Consider the following 19113-nt stretch of genomic DNA (forward strand, 5'->3'; position numbering starts at 1 on the left):
ACTCTATCAGATCTTTTTCCGATCCGATTCCCTCGGTGCTTTCCAGGTTCTCCGCGTTTTTCGTTTCGCGGTTTCCCTTTCCGGCGGTTCCGACTTTATCAGAAGTTTCGAGCCGGTCTGACCGGCTATTCATTCCGACTTATCGGGGGGCCTCTGTGGAATCAGAGATTCACGAGGCTGACAGATACTAACCGCTGCCGACCGGACCATGTCCAGTTCCAGGCAACTGTTCGAATCTACCTCCCCGCGCACTCCGTGTCAACGGCTTTTGCGGGGCGAAGAGGAGAGTAGCAGCTCAGCCGGGCCGTACGCACATCAGGCGGCTGTCGGCACCGTGGCGCTGCGCTCGATCGCCTCGACGTCGCCCGTGTCGCCGGCTCGGGCGGCTCGGCCGCCGAGGACGTAGACGTACATGAGGAAGGCCAGTTCGGCTGCGATGCCGATGGTGATGCGGGCCCAGGTGGGCAGGCCGGAGGGGGTGACGAAGCCTTCGATGGCTCCGGAGACGAAGAGGACCAGGGCGAGGCCGATGGCCATGCCCACCGCGGCTCGGCCTTCTTCGGCGAGGGCGGTCCGACGAGTGCGGGGCCCGGGGTCGATGACGGTCCAGCCGAGGCGGAGTCCGGTTCCGGCTGCGACGAAGACCGCGGTCAGTTCCAGCAGGCCGTGCGGGAGGACCAGGCCGAGGAACGTGTCGAGTCGGCCGGCCGAGGACATGAGACCGGCTCCGATGCCGAGGTTGAGCATGTTCTGGAACAGGATCCAGAGGACCGGTAGACCTAGGAAGACGCCGAGCACCAGGCACATCGCTGCTGCCTGGGCGTTGTTCGTCCAGACCTGGGCGGCGAACGCGGCGGCCTGGTGGCTCGAGTAGTACGTCTCGTACAGGCCGCCGGGTCGGGTGAGCGCGCGGAGCTCATCGGGGGCGGCTATGGAGGACTGGACCTCCGGGTGGGTGCCGATCCACCAGCCCAGGAGGGCGGCGACGGCGGTGGACAGGAGCGCCGTCGGTACCCACCAATGGCGCGACCGGTAGACCGCGGCGGGGAAGCCCCGGGTGAGGAAGCGGGTCACGTCGCGCCAAGAGGCGCGTCGGGTGCCTGTCACCGCGCTGCGCGCGCGTGCCACGAGTTGGGTTAGCCGGCCGGTGAGCTGGGGGTCGGGAGCGCTGGACTGGATCAGGGAGAGGTGGGTGGCGGCGCGCTGGTAGAGGGTGACGAGTTCGTCTGTCTCGGCGCCGGTGAGGTTGCGTCGGCGGCGCAGGAGGGCGTCGAGGCGGTCCCATTCGGCTCGGTGGGCGGAGACGAAGACGTCGAGGTCCATCGGTGTGCCTGCTCCTCGGCTGTTCGTCGGCGGCCGGTGGTGGATGTCAGCTTGTCGTACTGGGGCGCGATGTGTTCTCAGCTTGGCAGACTGGCCGTTGCCGGGGCAGGTCAGGGAAGGGACGACGGACGTGAGCGAGCTGGTGACGGGTGAGGCCGTGGCGCTGGAGCTGCGGCCTGCCAGGCTGCCCAGCCGGGCGTTGGCGACATTGCTGGATCTGGTCGTGGCCTTCGTGGTCTACATCGTCGTGAGCATCGCTCTGGTGGCGTCGACCGCGTCCTTGGACGAGGCGGCGCGGATCGCGCTGTCGATCGCCACGTTCCTGCTGGTGCTGGTGGGTGGGCCGATCGCGTTCGAAACGCTCAGCCATGGGCGCTCGCTGGGCAAGATGGCGTGTGGGTTGCGGGTGGTGCGGGACGACGGTGGGCCGATCCGGTTCCGGCATGCGCTGGTGCGGGGCGCGATCGGTGTGGTCGAGATTCTGCTGACGATCGGGGTGGTGGCCTGTATCGCCTCGCTGGTGTCGGCTCGGGGGCGACGGCTCGGTGATGTCTTCGCCGGCACGTTGGTGGTCCGGGAGCGGGTGCCGGTGGGGCGGTCCGGTTTGGTGCCGCCGCCTCCGCCTTGGCTGGCGGGTCGGTTCCAGAGGCTGGATCTTTCGGCGGTGCCGGACGGGTTGTGGCTGGCGATCCGGCAGTACCTGGGGCGGATGAGCCAGCTGGACCCGCAGATCGGTTGGGCGATGGCCGAGCGGCTGGCCGGTGATCTCGCGGTGCGTACGGGGGCTCCGGTGCCGCCGGGGGTGCCACCGGCCGCGTATCTGGCTGCGGTGGTGCAGGAGCGGCAGGTCCGGGAAGCTCGGCGGGCCTTCGGCAGTGGTCCGGTTGCGGGGCCGCCCGTGGCCGAGGGTGGAGGCAGGGTTGTGGACGGTGGGGCGGGTAACTACGGTCCGCCGGCGTCGTACGGCCCGCCGACCCCGTCTGGTGCGCCCGCTCCGTCGCGTGTGGCGCCCGTGGAGGGGTTGGCCGGTGATCGGTCCGAGGGGTCGGGTACGGGGTTCGTGCCGCCGGCGTAGGGCTGTCCGGGGTGGGTTCAGGCGAAGGTCGACGGGGGTGTTTCGAGGTCTTCGAGCTCGATGCCGGGGGCTGCGAGGACGACGTCGCCGGCGATGTGCACGGTGTGCTGTTCGCCGGTGTCCAGGGCTGTGACCTGGTATTCGTCCACGGTCAGGGGGCCGTTGTCAGTGGCGTGTGCTTCGCTTCTCAGCAAGGCCCAGGACTGGTCGACGGTGCGGGGGGCGAGGACCGGTTCGGTGAAGGCGACGAGGCGTACCCGGGTTGCCGGGGAGGAGGGAGTGAGGCGTAGGAGTCGGGTGGTGGCGATGAGGAAGGCGGGGGATGTGCCGGTGAAGGCGTGGGCGGGAACGTTGCCTTCCGTGGCGTGGGCGCCGGTGGGGTCGGTGCGGACCCAGGTGACGCCGTCCAGGGCTGCGCCGCGGACCTGCCAGCTGCTTGCGTGGAGTTCGAGGCGCAGGGGGCGGCCGAGGTCGTCGAGGGTGAGGTCGACGGAGCCGGTGGGGTCGCCGGTGGGGGTGGTCAGCTGGGAGACGTAGCGCCAGCCGGAGGGGCCGGGGGCGCAGTGGAAGTGTTCGTGTGCGAAGGGGGTGTGATCGTGCGGATCGTGGAGCGAATATCGGCCGCGGGGCATCGGGGTCCTGGGGTGTGACGGGCTGGTCGGGTGCCGCGGCGGTCTGGCCGGGGCGACCGAAGGGGCAGGCCCCCGACACGGGGGTGCGGGGGCCTGTCTCTGAGGTGCTGCGGACTATGGGCTCTGGACCTTCGGGCTCAGTGGCTCAGTAGCGGTAGTGGTCCGACTTGTAGGGGCCCTCGACTTCGACGCCGATGTAGGCGGCCTGCTCGGGGCGGAGCGTGGTCAGCTTTACGCCGAGTGCGTCCAGGTGGAGGCGGGCGACCTTCTCGTCGAGGTGCTTGGGCAGGGTGTAGACGCCGGTCGGGTACTCGTCGGGCTTGGTGAACAGCTCGATCTGGGCCAGGGTCTGGTCCGCGAAGGAGTTGGACATCACGAACGACGGGTGGCCGGTGGCGTTGCCCAGGTTCAGCAGGCGGCCCTCGGAGAGGACGATGATGACCTTGCCGTCGGGGAAGGTCCAGGTGTGGACCTGGGGCTTGACCTCGTCCTTGACGATGCCGGGGAGCTTGGCGAGGCCGGCCATGTCGATCTCGTTGTCGAAGTGGCCGATGTTGCCGACGATGGCCTGGTGCTTCATCTTGGCCATGTCCGAGGCCATGATGATGTCCTTGTTGCCGGTCGTGGTGACGAAGATGTCGGCCTTGTCGATGACCTCGTCGAGGGTCGTGACCTGGTAGCCGTCCATCGCGGCCTGCAGGGCGCAGATGGGGTCGATCTCGGTGATGATGACGCGGGCGCCCTGGCCGCGGAGGGACTCGGCGCAGCCCTTGCCGACGTCGCCGTAGCCGCAGACGACTGCGGTCTTGCCGCCGATGAGGACGTCGGTGGCGCGGTTGATGCCGTCGATCAGGGAGTGGCGGCAGCCGTACTTGTTGTCGAACTTCGACTTGGTGACGGCGTCGTTGACGTTGATCGCGGGGAAGAGGAGGACGCCGTCGCGCTGCATCTCGTACAGGCGGTGGACGCCGGTGGTGGTCTCCTCGGTGACGCCGCGGATCTCCGAGGCGAGCTGGGTCCACTTCTGGGAGCCGTCGGTGATGGTGCGGTTGAGGAGTTCGAGGATGACGCGGTGCTCGTCGTTCTCGGCGGTGTCGACCGAGGGGACCTTGCCGTCCTTCTCGTACTCGACGCCCTTGTGGACGAGGAGGGTGGCGTCACCGCCGTCGTCGAGGATCATGTTGGGGCCGCCGGTGGGGCTGTCCGGCCAGGTCAGGGCCTGCTCGGTGCACCACCAGTACTCCTCCAGCGTTTCGCCCTTCCAGGCGAAGACCGGGATGCCCTGGGGGTTCTCGGGCGTGCCGGCGGGGCCGACGGCGATGGCGGCGGCCGCGTGGTCCTGGGTGGAGAAGATGTTGCAGGAGGCCCAGCGGACCTGGGCGCCGAGGGCGACCAGGGTCTCGATGAGGACGGCGGTCTGCACGGTCATGTGCAGGGAGCCGGTGACGCGGGCGCCGGCCAGCGGCTGGGTCTCGGCGTACTCCTTGCGGATCGCCATGAGGCCGGGCATCTCGTGCTCGGCGAGGGTGATCTCCTTGCGGCCGAAGGCGGCCAGGGAGAGGTCGGCGACCTTGAAGTCCTGTCGGTTGTCGACAGTCGTCATGGGGTGCTGCTCCTCGGGGTCGGTTCGAGAGAGTGGGTACGGCTGGTCTGCGCGGCGGCGGACACAGGGGTGCCCGAAGGGGCCCAGGCATGCCCGCAGTACGCGCAGCGCAGTCCGTCGGAGGCCCTCTCTCCCTCGGTCGGTCCGTGCTGGGACCGCCCGACCGCCATCAGCAGCGACGTCTGGCTCCGTTCCAAGCTACACCGGTGGCGCGGGCGGCCCCAGTCCGCCTCCGATCAGATCGCGCCGTTCACGGACCGGGAGCGGGGTCGGGTCAGTGCTCGGTCGGGTGTTGGCCGGGGCCGCCGGGGGTGGCCTCGCGGTCGGGGCCCTTGGCGGCCTCGGCCTCGCTGTAGATGTCGGGTTCGAGGTAGATGACGCGGGCGATGGGGACGGCGGCGCGGATGCGGGCCTCGGCGGCGTTGATGGCGGTGGCGACCTGGGTGGCCGTGTCGTCGTGCTGGACGGCGATCTTGGCGGCGACCAGGAGCTCTTCGGGGCCGAGGTGGAGGGTGCGCATGTGGATGACGCCGGTGACGGTGTCGCCGTCGACGATGGCGGCCTCGATCTTCTGGACCTCTTGCAGGCCGGCGGCCTCGCCGAGGAGAAGGGACTTGGTCTCGGCGGCGAGGACGAGGGCGATGAGGACGAGGAGGACGCCGATGCAGACGGTGCCGATGCCGTCCCAGATGCCGTCGCCGGTGAGGAGGGCGAGGCCGACGCCGCCGAGGGCGAGGACCAGGCCGATCAGCGCGCCGAAGTCCTCGAGGAGGACGACGGGCAGCTCGGGGGCCTTGGCGCGACGGACGAACTGGGACCAGGAGAGCGCGCCGCGCAGTTCGTTGGACTCCTTGATGGCGGTGCGGAAGGAGAAGCCTTCGGCGATGATCGCGAAGGCGAGGACGCCGACGGGCCAGTACCAGTGTTCGACGTCGTGCGGGTGCTTGATCTTCTCGTAGCCCTCGTAGATGGCGAACATGCCGCCGACCGAGAAGAGGACGATGGAGACGAGGAAGGCGTAGATGTAGCGCTCGCGGCCGTAGCCGAAGGGGTGTTGCGGGGTGGCTTCGCGCTGGGCCTTCTTGCCGCCGATGAGGAGCAGGGCCTGGTTGCCGGAGTCGGCGAGCGAGTGCACGCCTTCGGCGAGCATCGATGATGAGCCGCTGAACGCGAACGCCACGAACTTCGATGCCGCGATCGCGAGGTTGGCGCCGAGTGCCGCCACGATCGCCTTGGTGCCGCCTGACGCGCTCATGTGTTCGGGTTGTCCCTTCGCCTTCGTGCGTTCGCCGTGCAGGGCGGGGCCCGTGGTGGGCTTTGCCCGTCCTTTGCCGGTGGGTCATTGTTGCAGCCCGGTCCGGCGGGAGCGCGCCCGGCTGTGCGGTGGGCCGTCTGGTGCGCTGTGTGGTGGGTGGGTGTCAGGCGACGACGGTGGCGCGGAAGACCGTGCCGGTTCCGGACACTTCGGCTTTTTCGCCCGCGGGGACGAAGACGGAGTGGCCGGGGGTCAGTTCGTGTTCGCCGGCCTGTACGGAGCCGGCGGTGCAGAGCAGGATCTGCGGGGTCGGGAGGGTGAGGTCGCGGGCGGGGGCACCGGTGGGCAGGACGTGGCGCGAGAGCCGGAACTCGTCGATGGGGGTGTCGTAGACCTCTTCGCCGTCGGGGGTGGCCTCGGGGCGCAGGACGCCGGGGTCGCCGGGTTCGAAGCGGACGATGCGCAGGAGTTCGGGGACGTCGACGTGTTTGGGGGTGAGGCCGCAGCGCAGGACGTTGTCGGAGTTGGCCATGATCTCGACGCCGAGGCCGCTGAGGTAGGCGTGCGGGATGCCGGCGCCGAGGAACAGGGCTTCGCCGGGCTGGAGTCGGACGTGGTTCAGCAGCATGGCGGCGATGACGCCGGGGTCGCCGGGGTAGTGGTGGGCGATGCCGGCGTAGGGGGCGTAGTCGCCGCCGAGGCGGTCGCAGGCGGCCGCGGCCTGGGCGACGGTGTGGGCCATGTCCTCGGGGTCGGCGGTGAGGATCGCGGTGAGGACCTCGCGCAGGGCGGCGTCTTCCGGGTGGGCGTGCAGGAGGTCGACGTACGGCTTGAGGGAGTCGACGCCGAGGCCGTCGAGGAGGTCGGCCGCGTGTGCGGGGGTGCGGAAGCCGCACAGGCCGTCGAACTCGGTGAGGGCGCAGATGAGTTCGGGTTTGTGGTTGGCGTCCTTGTAGTTGCGGTGGGGGGCGTCGACGGGGATGCCGCGGCGTTCTTCGTCCTCGTATCCCTCCTTGGCCTGTTCCAGGTCGGGGTGGACCTGGAGGGAGAGGGGGGCGCCGGCGGCGAGGATCTTGAGGAGGAAGGGGAGGCGGGGGCCGAACTTGGTGACGGTGGGCTCGCCGAGTTCGCGTTGCGGGTCGGCCTCGATGACCTCGACGAGGGTGCCCCGGCCGGTGCGGGAGGGTGCGCCCGGGTGGGCGCCCATCCACATCTCGGCCTGCGGTTCGCCGGTCGGTGTGGTGCCGAGCAGGTGCGGGATCGCGGTGGGGGAGCCCCAGGCGTAGGGGCGGATGGCGTTGTCGAGGCGGTCCATCGGGTTTCTCTGCCTGTCTGTCCGGCCGGCTGACTGTGTCGTCGGGCTGTGGGTCGAGCCCGGGCGTGACGAGCGTGTGGCCCCCGTCAACCCTGTGAGGCGAGCGCCAGGTAGACGGCGGCGAAGTCCGTGGTGGCGATCAGTTCGGCGAGGGTGACGAGTTCGTCGCCTGCCTCCGGTTCGAGTTCGCTGATCGGCGTGTCGTGGCTGAGGGCCAGGTCGCGGGCGGCCGGGGCGGCGGTGAGGCCGCCGATGGGGCGGTCGCGCAGCAGCACCACGCGCGCGTGCAGGGCCGGGGGCTCTTCGACGCGGTCGCGGAAGAAGTCGTCCGGGTCGGCGCTGGCGGCGAGGGGGCCGGCGAGGAGGGCGCTGTGTCCGGCCAGCGCCTCGGGGAGTTCGGCGACGAGGGCGGGGCGGCCGGCGAGTTCGGCGAGGGCGGCGGCGAAGCGGCGGCCCGCGGGGCCGGCCGAGGTGCCTTCGGTCCAGATCACCGGGAGGGTGTCGGCGAGTTCGGCGGCCAGGGTCTTCGCCGGGTTGCTGTAGGTGGCGATGGCGGGACCGCAGCGTTCGGCGATCTGGTCGAGGCGGTCGGCGACCTTCTCGATCTCCTCGGGCGGGGCGGAGAGCAGGGCGATGCGGTCGAGGAGCGCGAGGAGGGGGGTGAGGAGGGCCCAGAGGACGCCGGGCGCGGAGGCGGCGACGGGGGGCTGCTCGTCTTGTTCGTACGGGGCGGTCGCCAGCGGGACGAAGAGGCCGTGCGTGGCGCTGAGCGCCTCGGTGAGGGGGGTGTGGGCGGGGGCCACGGCGACGACGGTGCAGCCTCGGCGGTAGGCCTGCTCGGCGAGGAGGGAGAGGCCGGGTTCGCTGCCGTCGGGGGTGGCGATGAGGAGGAGGTCCACGGATCCGGCCCAGCCGGGGAGTTCCCAGCGCAGGGCGCCCGCGGCGGGGGCGACTCCGGTGGGTGTCAGGTGGATGACGGGGCAGGAGGCGCCTGCGAGGGTGCCGAGGAGGTCGGCGACGCAGGTGGCGGCGGCGCCGGGGCCTGCGATGAGGATCGCGCGGGGGCGGCCGTCCGGTGCGAGGTCGTGGACGCCGGCCTCGGCCGCGTGCCGGGCGGCGGTGCGGACGCGGGCGCCGGCTTCGGCCGCGCCGCGCAGGAGGGCTCGGCGGTCGGCCTCGGCGAGGGCCTCCGGCGTGTCGAGCAGAGAGTCGTCGAGCATGGCGGCAGTCTCCGATCGCCTAAGGCGTCGTCGGGTTGCGGGGCCGGGGGCGAGATGCCCTGCGGGGCGTGGTCGCCCGGCTGGGGGGTCCTGGCGTCGGGTGGGGCGCGGCTGCGCGGTGCCCGGCGCCCGGTGTGGGGTTATGCGGGGTGGCGGGCCTCGTCGACGAGGAGGACGGGGATGCCGTCGCGGACGGGGTAGGCCAGGCCGCAGTCCTGGCCTGTGCAGATCAGCTCTGTGTCCTGCTCCTTGAGGGGGGCGTGGCAGGCGGGGCAGGCGAGGATCTCCAGGAGGCCGGCTTCGAGCGGCATGGGGTTTCCCTTCGGCGTGTGGGGGTGTGCGGGTGTGTGGGGCCGTGTGCGGATGTGCCTGGTCAGGGTACCGCTGGTGCGGGTGGGGTGTGGGGGTTGGACGGGGCGCGGTGGGGGCGGGTGGGACCCGGCCAGGGGTTGTGCTCCCGGGCCGGCTCCCGGCGGGGTTCAGGAACGGATGATGGCCAGGGCCTCGTCGCGGATCTTGGTCATCGTCGGTTCGTCGCGGGCTTCCGCGTTGAGGCGCAGGAGGGGTTCGGTGTTGGAGGGGCGGACGTTGAACCACCAGTCGGCGGAGGAGACGGTGAGGCCGTCGAGTTCGTCGAGGGTGACGTCCTCGCGGTGGCCGTAGGCCGCCTTGATCGCGGCGATGCGGTCGGCCTGGTCGGCGACCGTGGAGTTGATCTCGCCGGAGCCGGTGTAGCGGTCGTAGGCGGAGACCAGGGCGGAGAGGGGGCCGTCCTGGGTGCCGAGGGCGGCGAGGACGTGGAGGGCGGCCAGCATGCCGGTGTCGGCGTTCCAGAAGTCCTTGAAGTAGTAGTGGGCGGAGTGTTCGCCGCCGAAGATCGCGCCGGAGCGGGCCATCTCCGCCTTGATGAAGGAGTGGCCGACGCGGGTGCGGACGGGGGTGCCGCCGTTCTCGCTCACCACCTCGGGGACGGTCCAGGAGGTGATCAGGTTGTGGATGACGGTGCCCTTGCCGCCGTTGCGTGCGAGTTCGCGGGCGGCGACCAGGGCCGTGATCGCGGACGGGGAGACCGGCTCGCCCCGCTCGTCGACGACGAAGCAGCGGTCGGCGTCGCCGTCGAAGGCGAGGCCGAGGTCGGCGCCCTCTTCACTGACGCGCTGCTGCAGGTCCACGAGGTTCGCCGGGTCCAGGGGGTTGGCCTCGTGGTTGGGGAAGGTGCCGTCCAACTCGAAGTACATGGGGACGAGGGTCAGGGGCAGGCCCTCGAACACCGTGGGGACGGTGTGGCCGCCCATGCCGTTGCCCGCGTCGACCACGACCTTCAGGGGGCGGATGGAGGTCAGGTCGACGAGGGCGCGCAGGTGTGCCGCGTAGTCCTTCAACGTGTCGGTCCGGGAGATCGTTCCCGGCTGTGCGGCGGCTATGGGGGCGCCGGCGTCCGTCCAGCGTTCCACCAGCTCGCGGATCTCCGTCAGGCCCGTGTCCTGGCCGACGGGGGCGGCGCCCGCGCGGCACAGCTTGATGCCGTTGTACTGGGCCGGGTTGTGCGAGGCCGTGAACATGGCGCCGGGCAGGTTCAGTGCGCCCGAGGCGTAGTACAGCTGGTCCGTGGAGCACAGGCCGATCTCGGTGACGTGCACGCCCAGTGCCGCCGCGCCGCGCGCGAAGGCGCCGGTGAGGCCGGGTGAGGACGGGCGCATGTCGTGGCCGACGACGATCGCCTCGGCGCCGGTCACCCGGGCGAAGGCCGCGCCGAAGAGTTCGGCCAGTGACTCGTCCCACTGGTCCGGGACCACCCCGCGTACGTCGTACGCCTTCACGATCTGTGACAGATCAGCAGCCACGGCCAACCTTCCTGAAGTCCCTGTAGTCCTGTGGGTCCCCACAAACTACCCGGGCCGGTTCTTGGTCCGCTGTGGGGCCGTCGTCCGAGGTCGGGCCGGTGCTACGGCAGCATCGGGTCCAGGACCGGTGAGCGAGGAGGCGGCGCCGCCGGACCGGCCGGGCACGGGTGACAGGTGCTCGCCAAGGCGGCGCCGAGGTCGGTGAGTTGCGTGGAGGCGTGGTCGGGGGTTCGGCGAACTGGGCGGCGGCGAAGGCCGTTCCGTGGGCCGGGGCGGGAACTCGGGTCGCGCGCAGGCCTGGTCGGCTGTTCATGCGACCGACGGGAGGATCACGTTTCCGGTCACGATTCCGGTCGCGTTTGCGGTCGCCGTGTCCGGCCGGGTGTGCGGCCCCTTATTGCGGCCCCTCATTGCGGCCCCTCATTGCGGCCCCTCATTGCGGCCAGGATCGCGGCATCCAGAAAGCGGTTTCTCGTGGAGGGCGGGAACCGCTCAGTTGTCCGGTGAGCGAAGTACCCGCAGATGGCCGCGGCGGGCGACCTCCATCGGGTCCGCCGTGCGGGCACCGCCACCGGCCGCACGCTCCTGCGGACGCGCCGCTTCACGGACCGCGTTGGCAAGCGCTTCCAGATCGTCTCCACTGGGCCGCGCGGGAGCCGAACCGTCGAGGAGGCGGACGACCTCCCAGCCGCGCGGGGCGGTGAGGCGCTCGGAGTGCTCGGCGCACAGGTCGTAGCAGTGGGGTTCGGCGTAGGTGGCGAGCGGGCCGAGGACCGCGGTCGAGTCGGCGTAGACGTACGTCAGCGTCGCGACGGCGGGTCGGCCGCAGGCGGTGCGCGAACAGCGACGTACAGGGCTCACGACGTTGGACGGTACCGCACTCTTGAGCGGGCCGCGACGACTCTCCACCAGGTCACTCCACCGTGTCGGGTTGTGAAACGCCCCACGCGCCACTCCAGTCATACCCCGCTGACCTGCGCGAACACCAGTCATTAAACGCAGGAAGACGGCGGCCCGCGGTCACCACTCGGCACAAACGGCATCAATTGCCATGAGTTCGCCGCTCTGGGAGAGATACGGAATCGAGCCCAACCTTGGCTGGAATGGTCATCCCGCGACATGCCGTGTATGGCGGCCCAACGCGGCCCGGATGCCGTGCGGTGCCGTGCGGTGTGCCGGGCGCCGGCTGCGGCGGGGACTACGCTTCAGTAGTGATGGACAGCCCCGTACCGCCCCCCGCCGCAGGCCCCGGACCCCGTCGTCGCGATCGCCACGGCCGGGGCATGCGGGGGCCGATCGCGCCGCCCCAGGTGCCGTTGGCCGCCAGCCGTGCCGAGGTGTTCGCGGATCTCGTGCAGGACTCCGTGGAGCGGCTGGAGCGGCGGTGGCCGCAGCTCGCCGACATCGACTTCGTGGTGCTGGAGGTGCCGCGCCTGGACGCGACCCCGGAGCCGTGGAACGACGAGGCCGTCCCGTTGGGCGGGACGGTTCCCGCGCGTGAGGGGCGGCGGGCGCGGGTCGTCGTCTACCGGCGGCCGGTCGAGATCCGCTCCAAGGGGCGTGACGAGCGGGCCGCGTTGGTGCACGAGGTGGTCGTGGAGCAGGTCGCGGAGCTGCTCGGGCTGACTCCGGAGACGGTGGACCCGCGCTACGGCGAGGACTGACCACCGCCCGCCCCCGTGCCCCTCGTTCGAGGGACCCGGGCAGCCCTTTCGGGTTACTTCTGCAGCACCGCGATGTCCTCGTCGGCCTCCGGCACGGCCACTGTGCCCCGGTCGTGCGGCAGGGTCTGGATCGTGAAGCCGGAGACGCCGTCCTCGGTCGCCGCCAGGGTGCGGGAGGCGTAGACCGGGGTGTCCGTGAGGGGTTCCACGGTGAGCGCGTAGGTGCCCTTCAGGCCGGTGGGGACGGGGAGTTCGACGTCCTGTGTGGTGCCCGCCTTGACCGTGTACGTCTTGGACACGGGTGTGCCGCCGCCGCTGCCCGCGGACGCGGTGACCTTGACCTTGGCGGTGCCCTTGGGGGCCGTCAGGGAGAGGGTGGAGCCCTTGGCGCTGTTGTCGGCGACGGACGCGCGCGTGCCGACCGGCGCGGTGGCGGGGATGAACGCCGACTCCTGGTTGGCGCCCTTGCCGCGCAGGACGCGTACGCCCGCGACCACCGGCACGGACGAGCCCGTCGGGGTCAGGATCAGGGAGCCGGCCTCCCCGCGCGTGACGTCGCCCAGGTCGGCCGAGGTCGTCATGCCCGCCTTGACGTGCAGCGTCTCGTGTCCGGCCGGGGTGATCAGCCCTGAAGGGGAGGCGAGTTGGACCTTCAGGTCCGCGTCGGCCTCGCCGGGCGCGAAAGCGACGAGACGGACGGCCGTGGCGTCCTTGGGGATGCCCGGGATGACCTGGGCGGCCGCCGGGTCGGTGGAGGCGGCCAGCCAGTCGCCGCCGAGCTTCGCGTCCAGGGCCTGGACGGTGGCCCCCACGCGGCCGCTGCGCACGTTGACGTGGACCGTGAGGTCCTCCTGCTTCTCGGCGATGAGCGTGGACAGCAGGATCGGCTCGCTGGAGTGCGCCGGGACCGTGAGGCCCTCCCCCACGGTCGTCGCGAGGGCGCCTGTCCTGCCGTAGAGCTCGATGTCGACGACGGCGGCGGAGTCGTCCGGGTTGGTGAGGTGGACGTAGTCCGTGCGGTCGGCGAGCGTGCTGGCGCCCGGGAACCAGAACTCCGTGTCCGGCGCGGTGCAGGTGACGCCCTGGAGGCCGCGGCCGGTGCCGGCGGCGACCTCGGTGGTCTCCTGGACGGTCCAGCCGGGCGCGAACTTCCCCTCGGCGGTGCCCAGGAGCGCGGGCGCGGCGCCGCCGGTGGTGTCGCCGACGGCCGGGGTGCCGGGCGCCTTGGGCGTGAGCACGGGCTTCGCCGCCGTCTTCTTCTTGGTGCCGGCCTTGCCGGTCGCCTTGCCGCTCTTCGCGTTGCCCGCGGCGGCCGCCGACTCCTCGGCGGCGGCGGTGAGCCGGGCCGTGCCGTCACCGTCCGTGCCCTTGGTGACGGGCGTGAACGACGTGTACGACGTCTCAGCGAGGTCGGAGGTGCTGGGTGAGGGGCAGAGCAGGCTGGTGCGCTCCACGGGCAGTTCGGCGGCCGCCTTGGCGGTGTCCGGGCCGGGGGTGTCCGGCTGGTTGAGCGTGGCGAACCCGGTGACGGCGGCGAGTGCGGCCGTGCCGGCGATCAGGGACAGGGTGGTGCGGTTCACTGCTGGCTCCCGTCGGGGCGCTCGCTGCCGGTGCCGTGGGGGTGCTGGGCCGGGTCGTAGGCGGGGTCGTAGCCGCCCTGGCCGTAGGCCGACGGGTCGTAGCCCTGCTGCTGGTAGGCCGGGTCGTACGGCGCCTGCTGGGCCTGGCCGTCGTAGGCGTACGGGTCGTACTGGCCGGCCTGGTAGGGGTCGTAGGACTGCTGGTCGTAGCCGCCGTCCGCCGGGTACTGCTGGGTGTTCTGGTACTGCTCGGCGGTGTAGGCGGTGTACTCGGCGCCCTGGTAGCCCGTCTGGTCCCTTCCCCAGGCTTGATCCTGCTCGCCCGGGGGGACCCCCATGCCGTAGGACTGCTGCTGCGGGACCGCGACGGGTACCTGCTCCTCCTGCGGAGGAGCGGGGAACTCGTCGGCCCGGGTGGGCTCTTCGGTGTCCGTCTCGGCCTCGGCCTGGGCGCGCAGGCGGCGGGCGCGGCGGCCCTCGCCCTCCGCGGCCTGGGCGGGGATCGGTTCCTCCTCGGGGAGGTCGTCGTCGACGTCGGGGCGGCGGCCGGGGAGGGCGAGGACGACCAGGACGAGGGCGAGGAAGCCCTGGGCCCACAGCCAGGCGGTGTGGGTGAACGGGTCGTCGTAGGTGACGTCCAGTTTCCCGCCGGAGTCGGGGAGTTCGAAGCCCTGGGCCCAGCCGTCGACGGTGGTGCGGGTGAGGGCCTTGCCGTCCAGGGTGGCCGTCCAGCCGTCGGCGGCGGCGTCGGCCAGGCGCAGGACGCGGCTGCCGGAGCCGTCGGGGACGGTGGTGTGGATGTCGACGGGGCCCGCGGGGACCGAGGTCGCCGTGCCCTTGCCGGAGTCGGCGACGATCGCCGCGCGGGACACCTCCTGGTTCACCCGCCACAGGGCGCTGCCGTCCTGCTGGCTGAGCCGCTTCAGGCCGGGTGTGGCGTCCAGGACGCGGGTGACCTCGCGGGGTGCGCCCTTGTGGACGAGGACGTAGCCCACGGCGAACTTGCCGAGTTCGTCGGCCTGGTCGGCGCCGGAGCCGGCCACGAGGTTGGCGACGGCCTTGTCGAGCTGCTTGTTCTCGCCGTCGGCCGCGGCGAGTTCGGCGTCGCCGAGGCGGGCTCCCGAGCCGCGGACCAGCATGTAGCCGACGTGGGCGGTGGAGGCGCTGTCGAGGACGAGGGTGCGGGCCTGGTCGCGGTTGCCGGCCTCCTCGGCGACGAACGCGGGCACCTGCACGGGGTCGCGGCGCTCCAGGGGGCCGTCGGCGCCGCCGATCATCCAGCCTGCGGCGACGAGCAGCGGGCCCGCTGCCGAGGCGAAGGCGATGAGGACGGCGGCCGGCTGGCGCCAGCCGAAGCTCTGCTCGGCGACACGCGTGCGTGCCCCGTCGGCGCCGATGACGGCGGCGGCGAGGAGCGCGAGGCCGTAGACGAGGGTGGCGGGGCCGGCCCAGGTGGAGCTGTTGGACAGGACCGCGAGGACGAGGCCCACCAGGGCGACCGCCCAGGCCGCCCAGACGCCGAAGTGACGCTCGGAGCGCAGCAGGGCGGCCAGCGCGGCCAGCACGATGCCGATGAGCATCAGGCCGTCGACGGTGCCGGGGCCGCCGGGGCTGGCGCCGAGCAGGTCGAGCGCGGTGGCGGTCGAGGGACCGTAGTCGAGGCCGGCCTGGGTGAAGAAGCCGAACGGCAGCAGGGACAGCGACCAGGGCGCGAGGATCAGCAGCGGGGTGCCCAGCTGGGCCAGGAAGCGCAGCCCGTGGGCGGTGATGTCGCGGCGGCGCACGGCCAGGACCGCGAGCCCGAGGACGAGGGCGACGGGCCAGATGATCGGCGTGAACGCGGTGGTGATCGTCAGCAGCAGCGCGTACGCCCAGGTGGCGCGCCAGCTGCCGCGGGCGCCGGAGGCATGGGTCAGGCCGCTCGCGGCGACGCCCGCGCGGGCGATGAGCGGCAGCAGGACGGCCAGGACGGCGGTGCCGACGCGGCCGCCGGCGAGGGCGCCGGTGGCGGCCGGCAGGAAGGCGTAGACGACGGCCGCCCACGCGCGCAGGAGGCGCGATTCGACGAGCGGGCGGGACGCGAAGTAGGCGGTGACGCCCGCCAGGGGCACCGAGCAGACGAGCAACACGGTGAGGGCGAGTCCGGTCGAGCCGAGCAGCAGGGTGGCCAGCGTCGCGATGATCGCGAGGTAGGGCGGGGCGGCCGGGGTGCCGCCCGCGCCGACCGGATGCCAGGCGTCGAGGTAGCGCGACCACAGCTCGGAGGCGTCGGCCGGGGCGGGCAGCAGGGCGCCGCCCGCCAGCGCGCCGCCGCCGAGGAGGTTGCGGCAGGCGACCAGGGAGACGAACAGGAGGATCAGGAAGAGCACCGGGCCGGGTTTGCGGGCGATGCGCTTGAGGCGGGCGAACTGCTCGATCTCCAGGAAGTCCGCGTCGTCGCCGCCCGGTCCTGACTCGACGGCGCCGCCGTGCCGGCCCGCGCCGGAGACGGCCTCGGGGTCGGAGGAGCCGAAGAGGTCGCCGGCGACCTGTTCGACGGTGGCCCGCACGGTCGCGCCGGGCGGTGGGAACAGGGGGCGCAGTTCGTCCTTGCCGACCGTCGGCTTCCCGCGGCTGCGCCGCCCCGCGATGATCCGCTCGGGGCGCAGCAGGGTGCCCAACAGGCCGCGGATCTCGTCGAGGGCCTGTCCGGGGACCTTGCCGACGAGATTGGCGACCGTGCGCAGCAGCGTGCCGAGGACCAGGCGCACCAGGATCCAGGGCAGCAGGGCGGTGCGGCTGTTGACGAGGAGGGTGTAGACGGCGCCGGCCTTGTCGACCTTGTGCGGGGAGGCGCTGGTGCGGCCCGCGCAGTCGACGGTGCGGCGCTCGCGGGAGGCGGCCTCGGCGTGCCGTACGACGGCCTCGGGGGCGATCAGGACGCGGTGGCCCGCGGCCTGCGCCCGCCAGCACAGGTCGACGTCGTCGCGCATCAGGGGCAGCCGGCGGTCGAAGCCGCCGAGCTGTTCGAAGACGTCGCGGCGGATCAGCATGCCGGCGGTGGACACGGACAGCACGGACCGGACGTGGTCGTGCTGGCCCTGGTCCTGTTCGCGGCGGTCCAGGCCGGTCCAGCGGCGGCCGGAGTGGGCGATGGTGACACCGACCTCGAGGAGCTGGCGGCGGTCGTACCAGCCGCGGAGCTTGGGGCCGACGATCGCCACGTCGTCCCGGCCGAGTTCGAGTTCGTTCTCCACCACGCGCAGCATTTCGGCCAGCGCGTGCGGTTCGGGGGCGCAGTCGTCGTGCAGCAGCCACAGCCACTGGACGGGCTCTCCGTGCGGGAGGTCCGGCAGGTCGTAGGCGTCGTCGCGCCACGTGCGCGTGACGGGGTCCCAGCCGCTGGGGCGCTTCAGGTAGGGCAGTTCCTCGGGGGTGAGGACCGGGGCCGTGCGGTTGGCCTCCTCGACGGCCTGGCCGAAACCGGTGCGCCGGGCGAGGTGCAGGACGCGGTCGTCACCGAGGGCGTCGGTGACCAGCTGCGCGGAGGCGTCCGAGCTGCCGGTGTCGGCGGCCATGACGGACTGCACGGGGCGCTCCTGGCCGAGCAGCCCGGCGAGCGCGTCGGGCAGCCAGCGGGCACCGTCGTGGGAGACGATCACCGCGGTCACTACATGACGCGGGAACTCAGGTGTGGCAGCGCTGTCGTGATGGGCTGCCGTGTGGCTGTGCACGGACATCGAGGTACGGGCCCCGGTTCGATGGACTGCGGTGGACGCCGGCGCCGCGCGCGGGCGGCGGGGTGTCTCGGACGAGCGCCCACACTATCGGCTGGGCAGGACGACGGCCCGCCGCCTGTGGACAACCCACCTGCGACGGGCCGTTGGGCCTGTGCGGACGTACCTCTGTGGAGCGGGCGGTTCTCAGACCGCCGCCTTCTTCAGCCGACGGCGCTCCCGCTCGGACAGGCCGCCCCAGATGCCGAATCTCTCGTCGTTGGCGAGGGCGTACTCGAGGCATTCGGAGCGGACCTCGCAGGCGAGGCAGACCTTCTTGGCCTCGCGGGTGGAGCCGCCCTTCTCGGGGAAGAAGGACTCGGGATCGGTCTGGGCGCACAGCGCGCGCTCCTGCCAGCCGAGTTCCTCGTCCGCGTCGTCGACGTCGACCAGCAGTTGCTGCACCAGCTCGGTCATGTGCGCCCCTCGCTCTGTCTTTCGCGTCCCCGTGACGTGGCCGTTACCGATTTCGGCTGAACGACACGAGTGAAATTACAAGTGTGCTGCTCCGGGCGAGTCAAGCCGAGATCTGCTATTGGGCCCCTTATTCACTCTGCGGAACCAAGGCCATGCAGTAAGTGTTCAAATCGCCATAAACCTTGACAAGCAGATGAAGCCCCGGAGGACCACGGCCCCGCACAGCGCTTGCACGAGGAAGGACGTCCAGAAGTTCGATCCCGTTGCGGCACGCGCGCGGAAGCGAACCGGATCACAGTCGGATCACGAGGTCGCCACGAGGCTTGTGCGCCCGGCTTGTGCGCCATGTGTCCCGGTCGGCGTGTGCACAAACCTTTCACCTCACAGATGGACCGGAAGAGGTGAACCATGTCCCACATACCGGGCGTCGGGTTGACAGTGAAGGTGTGAACCGATGTCCTTGTGGGCATGCTCGCGAACTTGGCACTCACCTCGACCGGCTCCGCCGGGTCCCACGGTGCTGCCTGCGCTCGCTGTAGCTGTTGTCGTTGTTCCAGCTGTTGAGCCCAACGCGCTCCGGCTGCTCCTTCTGAGTCCACCGCGACTCGGCTGCTGTTTCCCCTTGGCCCACACCAGGGCGCCCCTGTTCCACCCGTGATCCGGGCGGACGGTACGCGACACCCAGCAAGCCCCCCACTCCTTCCGCCTCTCCCGCCGAGGAACCACCGCACTCCATGAACAGCGACAGCGACCTCCAGATCGCCGGCGACATCCTCGAAGTCCCCCACCTCCTGCAGGCACCGCGCGAGCACCCGGCCACCGTCGCCGACTTCGTCGGCCTGGCCCGCTCCGTCGCCGCCGACCGTGGCCGGTGGGAGCACCTGGTCCGGTACGACGCCACGACCCGCTGGTACCACCGGTTGCAGACCGGCCCCGGCTACGAGGTGTGGCTGCTGTCCTGGGTGCCCGGTCAGGGCAGCGGGCCGCACGACCACGGCCGCTCCAGCGGCGTGCTCACGGTCCTGGACGGCGAGCTGACCGAGCACACCGAGCGCGGCACGCGGGTACTGGGCGCGGGAACACAGCGGGTGTTCGCTCCGGGGTACGCGCACGACGTCGTCAACGACGCGCTGGTGCCGGCGGTGAGCCTGCACGTGTACTTCCCGGGCCTGACGGAGATGCCGATGCTCCCCCAGTCCTCGCTGCGCCCGACCGCAGGGACCCGGAGCCCCATCGCGTGCGCGGCCCTCGGGCCCTCCGAACAGGTGGACGCGGTCGGCGCGTAGGCCTGCGGCGCGGGCGGCGTGTGGGCGCGGTCGGCGCGTGGGCGGGGCGGCGCGTGGGCGGGGCGGCGCGTGGGCGGGGCGGCGGCTCGTACGGGTGAGCTGGTTATCCACAGGGGGGCGGTTGTCCACAACCGGCCGTCGCGT

General features: G+C 71.8%; 15 protein-coding genes. 3 read left to right on the forward strand and 12 right to left on the reverse strand.

Translation table 11 applies throughout. From position 1 onward, the window contains the following. Positions 1–315: 315 nt before the first annotated feature. Positions 316–1323, reverse strand: coding sequence for a stage II sporulation protein M (locus tag ACIBTS_RS43660; RefSeq protein WP_399326739.1), 1008 nt, complete (start codon positions 1321–1323; stop codon positions 316–318). A gap of 130 nt (positions 1324–1453) precedes the next feature. On the opposite strand from ACIBTS_RS43660, the gene ACIBTS_RS43665 reads away from it, so the two are divergent. Then, positions 1454–2398 carry an RDD family protein gene (locus ACIBTS_RS43665; RefSeq protein ID WP_399326741.1) on the forward strand — a complete coding sequence of 315 codons (945 nt, stop codon included), beginning with the start codon at positions 1454–1456 and terminating at the stop codon, positions 2396–2398. A 17-nt stretch (positions 2399–2415) separates the two neighbouring features. Here the strand turns inward: ACIBTS_RS43665 and ACIBTS_RS43670 are convergent, their stop codons facing one another. From ACIBTS_RS43670 to ACIBTS_RS43705, 8 genes are all read right to left on the reverse strand, one after another. Then, a complete protein-coding gene (locus tag ACIBTS_RS43670; RefSeq protein WP_399326743.1) occupies positions 2416–3030 on the reverse strand; it encodes a hypothetical protein in 615 nt (204 codons plus the stop codon). 145 nt (positions 3031–3175) lie between these two features. Continuing rightward, a complete protein-coding gene (ahcY, locus tag ACIBTS_RS43675; protein WP_079661871.1) occupies positions 3176–4633 on the reverse strand; it encodes an adenosylhomocysteinase in 1458 nt (485 codons plus the stop codon). 274 nt (positions 4634–4907) lie between these two features. After that, on the reverse strand, positions 4908–5888 hold the full coding sequence (locus ACIBTS_RS43680; protein WP_399326746.1) for a cation diffusion facilitator family transporter: 981 nt from the start codon (positions 5886–5888) through the stop codon (positions 4908–4910). A 163-nt stretch (positions 5889–6051) separates the two neighbouring features. Continuing rightward, positions 6052–7203, reverse strand: coding sequence for a mannose-6-phosphate isomerase, class I (manA, locus tag ACIBTS_RS43685; protein WP_399326748.1), 1152 nt, complete (start codon positions 7201–7203; stop codon positions 6052–6054). 86 nt (positions 7204–7289) lie between these two features. Then, positions 7290–8423, reverse strand: coding sequence for an SIS domain-containing protein (locus ACIBTS_RS43690; RefSeq protein ID WP_399326750.1), 1134 nt, complete (start codon positions 8421–8423; stop codon positions 7290–7292). A gap of 140 nt (positions 8424–8563) precedes the next feature. Then, on the reverse strand, positions 8564–8734 hold the full coding sequence (locus ACIBTS_RS43695) for a Trm112 family protein (protein ID WP_190149712.1): 171 nt from the start codon (positions 8732–8734) through the stop codon (positions 8564–8566). A gap of 168 nt (positions 8735–8902) precedes the next feature. Beyond that, positions 8903–10267 (reverse strand): phosphomannomutase/phosphoglucomutase, encoded by a 1365-nt coding sequence (locus tag ACIBTS_RS43700; RefSeq protein ID WP_399326752.1) that lies wholly within the window; start codon positions 10265–10267, stop codon positions 8903–8905. 492 nt (positions 10268–10759) lie between these two features. Beyond that, positions 10760–11176: a DUF3499 domain-containing protein gene (locus ACIBTS_RS43705; RefSeq protein WP_399326754.1), complete on the reverse strand. Its 417-nt coding sequence runs from the start codon at positions 11174–11176 to the stop codon at positions 10760–10762. A gap of 374 nt (positions 11177–11550) precedes the next feature. Here ACIBTS_RS43705 and ACIBTS_RS43710 point away from each other — a divergent pair, with 374 nt between their 5' ends. Then, positions 11551–11931 (forward strand): metallopeptidase family protein, encoded by a 381-nt coding sequence (locus tag ACIBTS_RS43710; RefSeq protein WP_319676405.1) that lies wholly within the window; start codon positions 11551–11553, stop codon positions 11929–11931. Between the two features lie 53 nt (positions 11932–11984). Here ACIBTS_RS43710 and ACIBTS_RS43715 read toward each other — a convergent pair whose 3' ends face one another. The 3 genes from ACIBTS_RS43715 to ACIBTS_RS43725 all read right to left on the reverse strand — a co-directional run bounded on the left by ACIBTS_RS43715 (position 11985) and on the right by ACIBTS_RS43725 (position 17683). Further along, complete coding sequence (locus ACIBTS_RS43715) at positions 11985–13511, reverse strand: DUF5719 family protein (RefSeq protein ID WP_399326756.1); 1527 nt, start codon at positions 13509–13511, stop codon at positions 11985–11987. Further along, positions 13508–17230 carry a glycosyltransferase gene (locus tag ACIBTS_RS43720; protein WP_399326758.1) on the reverse strand — a complete coding sequence of 1241 codons (3723 nt, stop codon included), beginning with the start codon at positions 17228–17230 and terminating at the stop codon, positions 13508–13510. The genes ACIBTS_RS43715 and ACIBTS_RS43720 overlap by 4 nt, the downstream gene beginning before the upstream one ends. Positions 17231–17413: 183 nt before the next feature. Then, a complete protein-coding gene (locus ACIBTS_RS43725; protein ID WP_020128551.1) occupies positions 17414–17683 on the reverse strand; it encodes a WhiB family transcriptional regulator in 270 nt (89 codons plus the stop codon). 734 nt (positions 17684–18417) lie between these two features. On the opposite strand from ACIBTS_RS43725, the gene ACIBTS_RS43730 reads away from it, so the two are divergent. Further along, positions 18418–18969, forward strand: coding sequence for a cysteine dioxygenase (locus ACIBTS_RS43730; RefSeq protein WP_399326760.1), 552 nt, complete (start codon positions 18418–18420; stop codon positions 18967–18969). The last annotated feature ends 144 nt before the right edge of the window (positions 18970–19113 follow it).

This window comes from Streptomyces sp. NPDC050121 (assembly GCF_044460385.1).
Lineage (GTDB): Bacteria > Actinomycetota > Actinomycetes > Streptomycetales > Streptomycetaceae > Streptomyces > Streptomyces soliscabiei.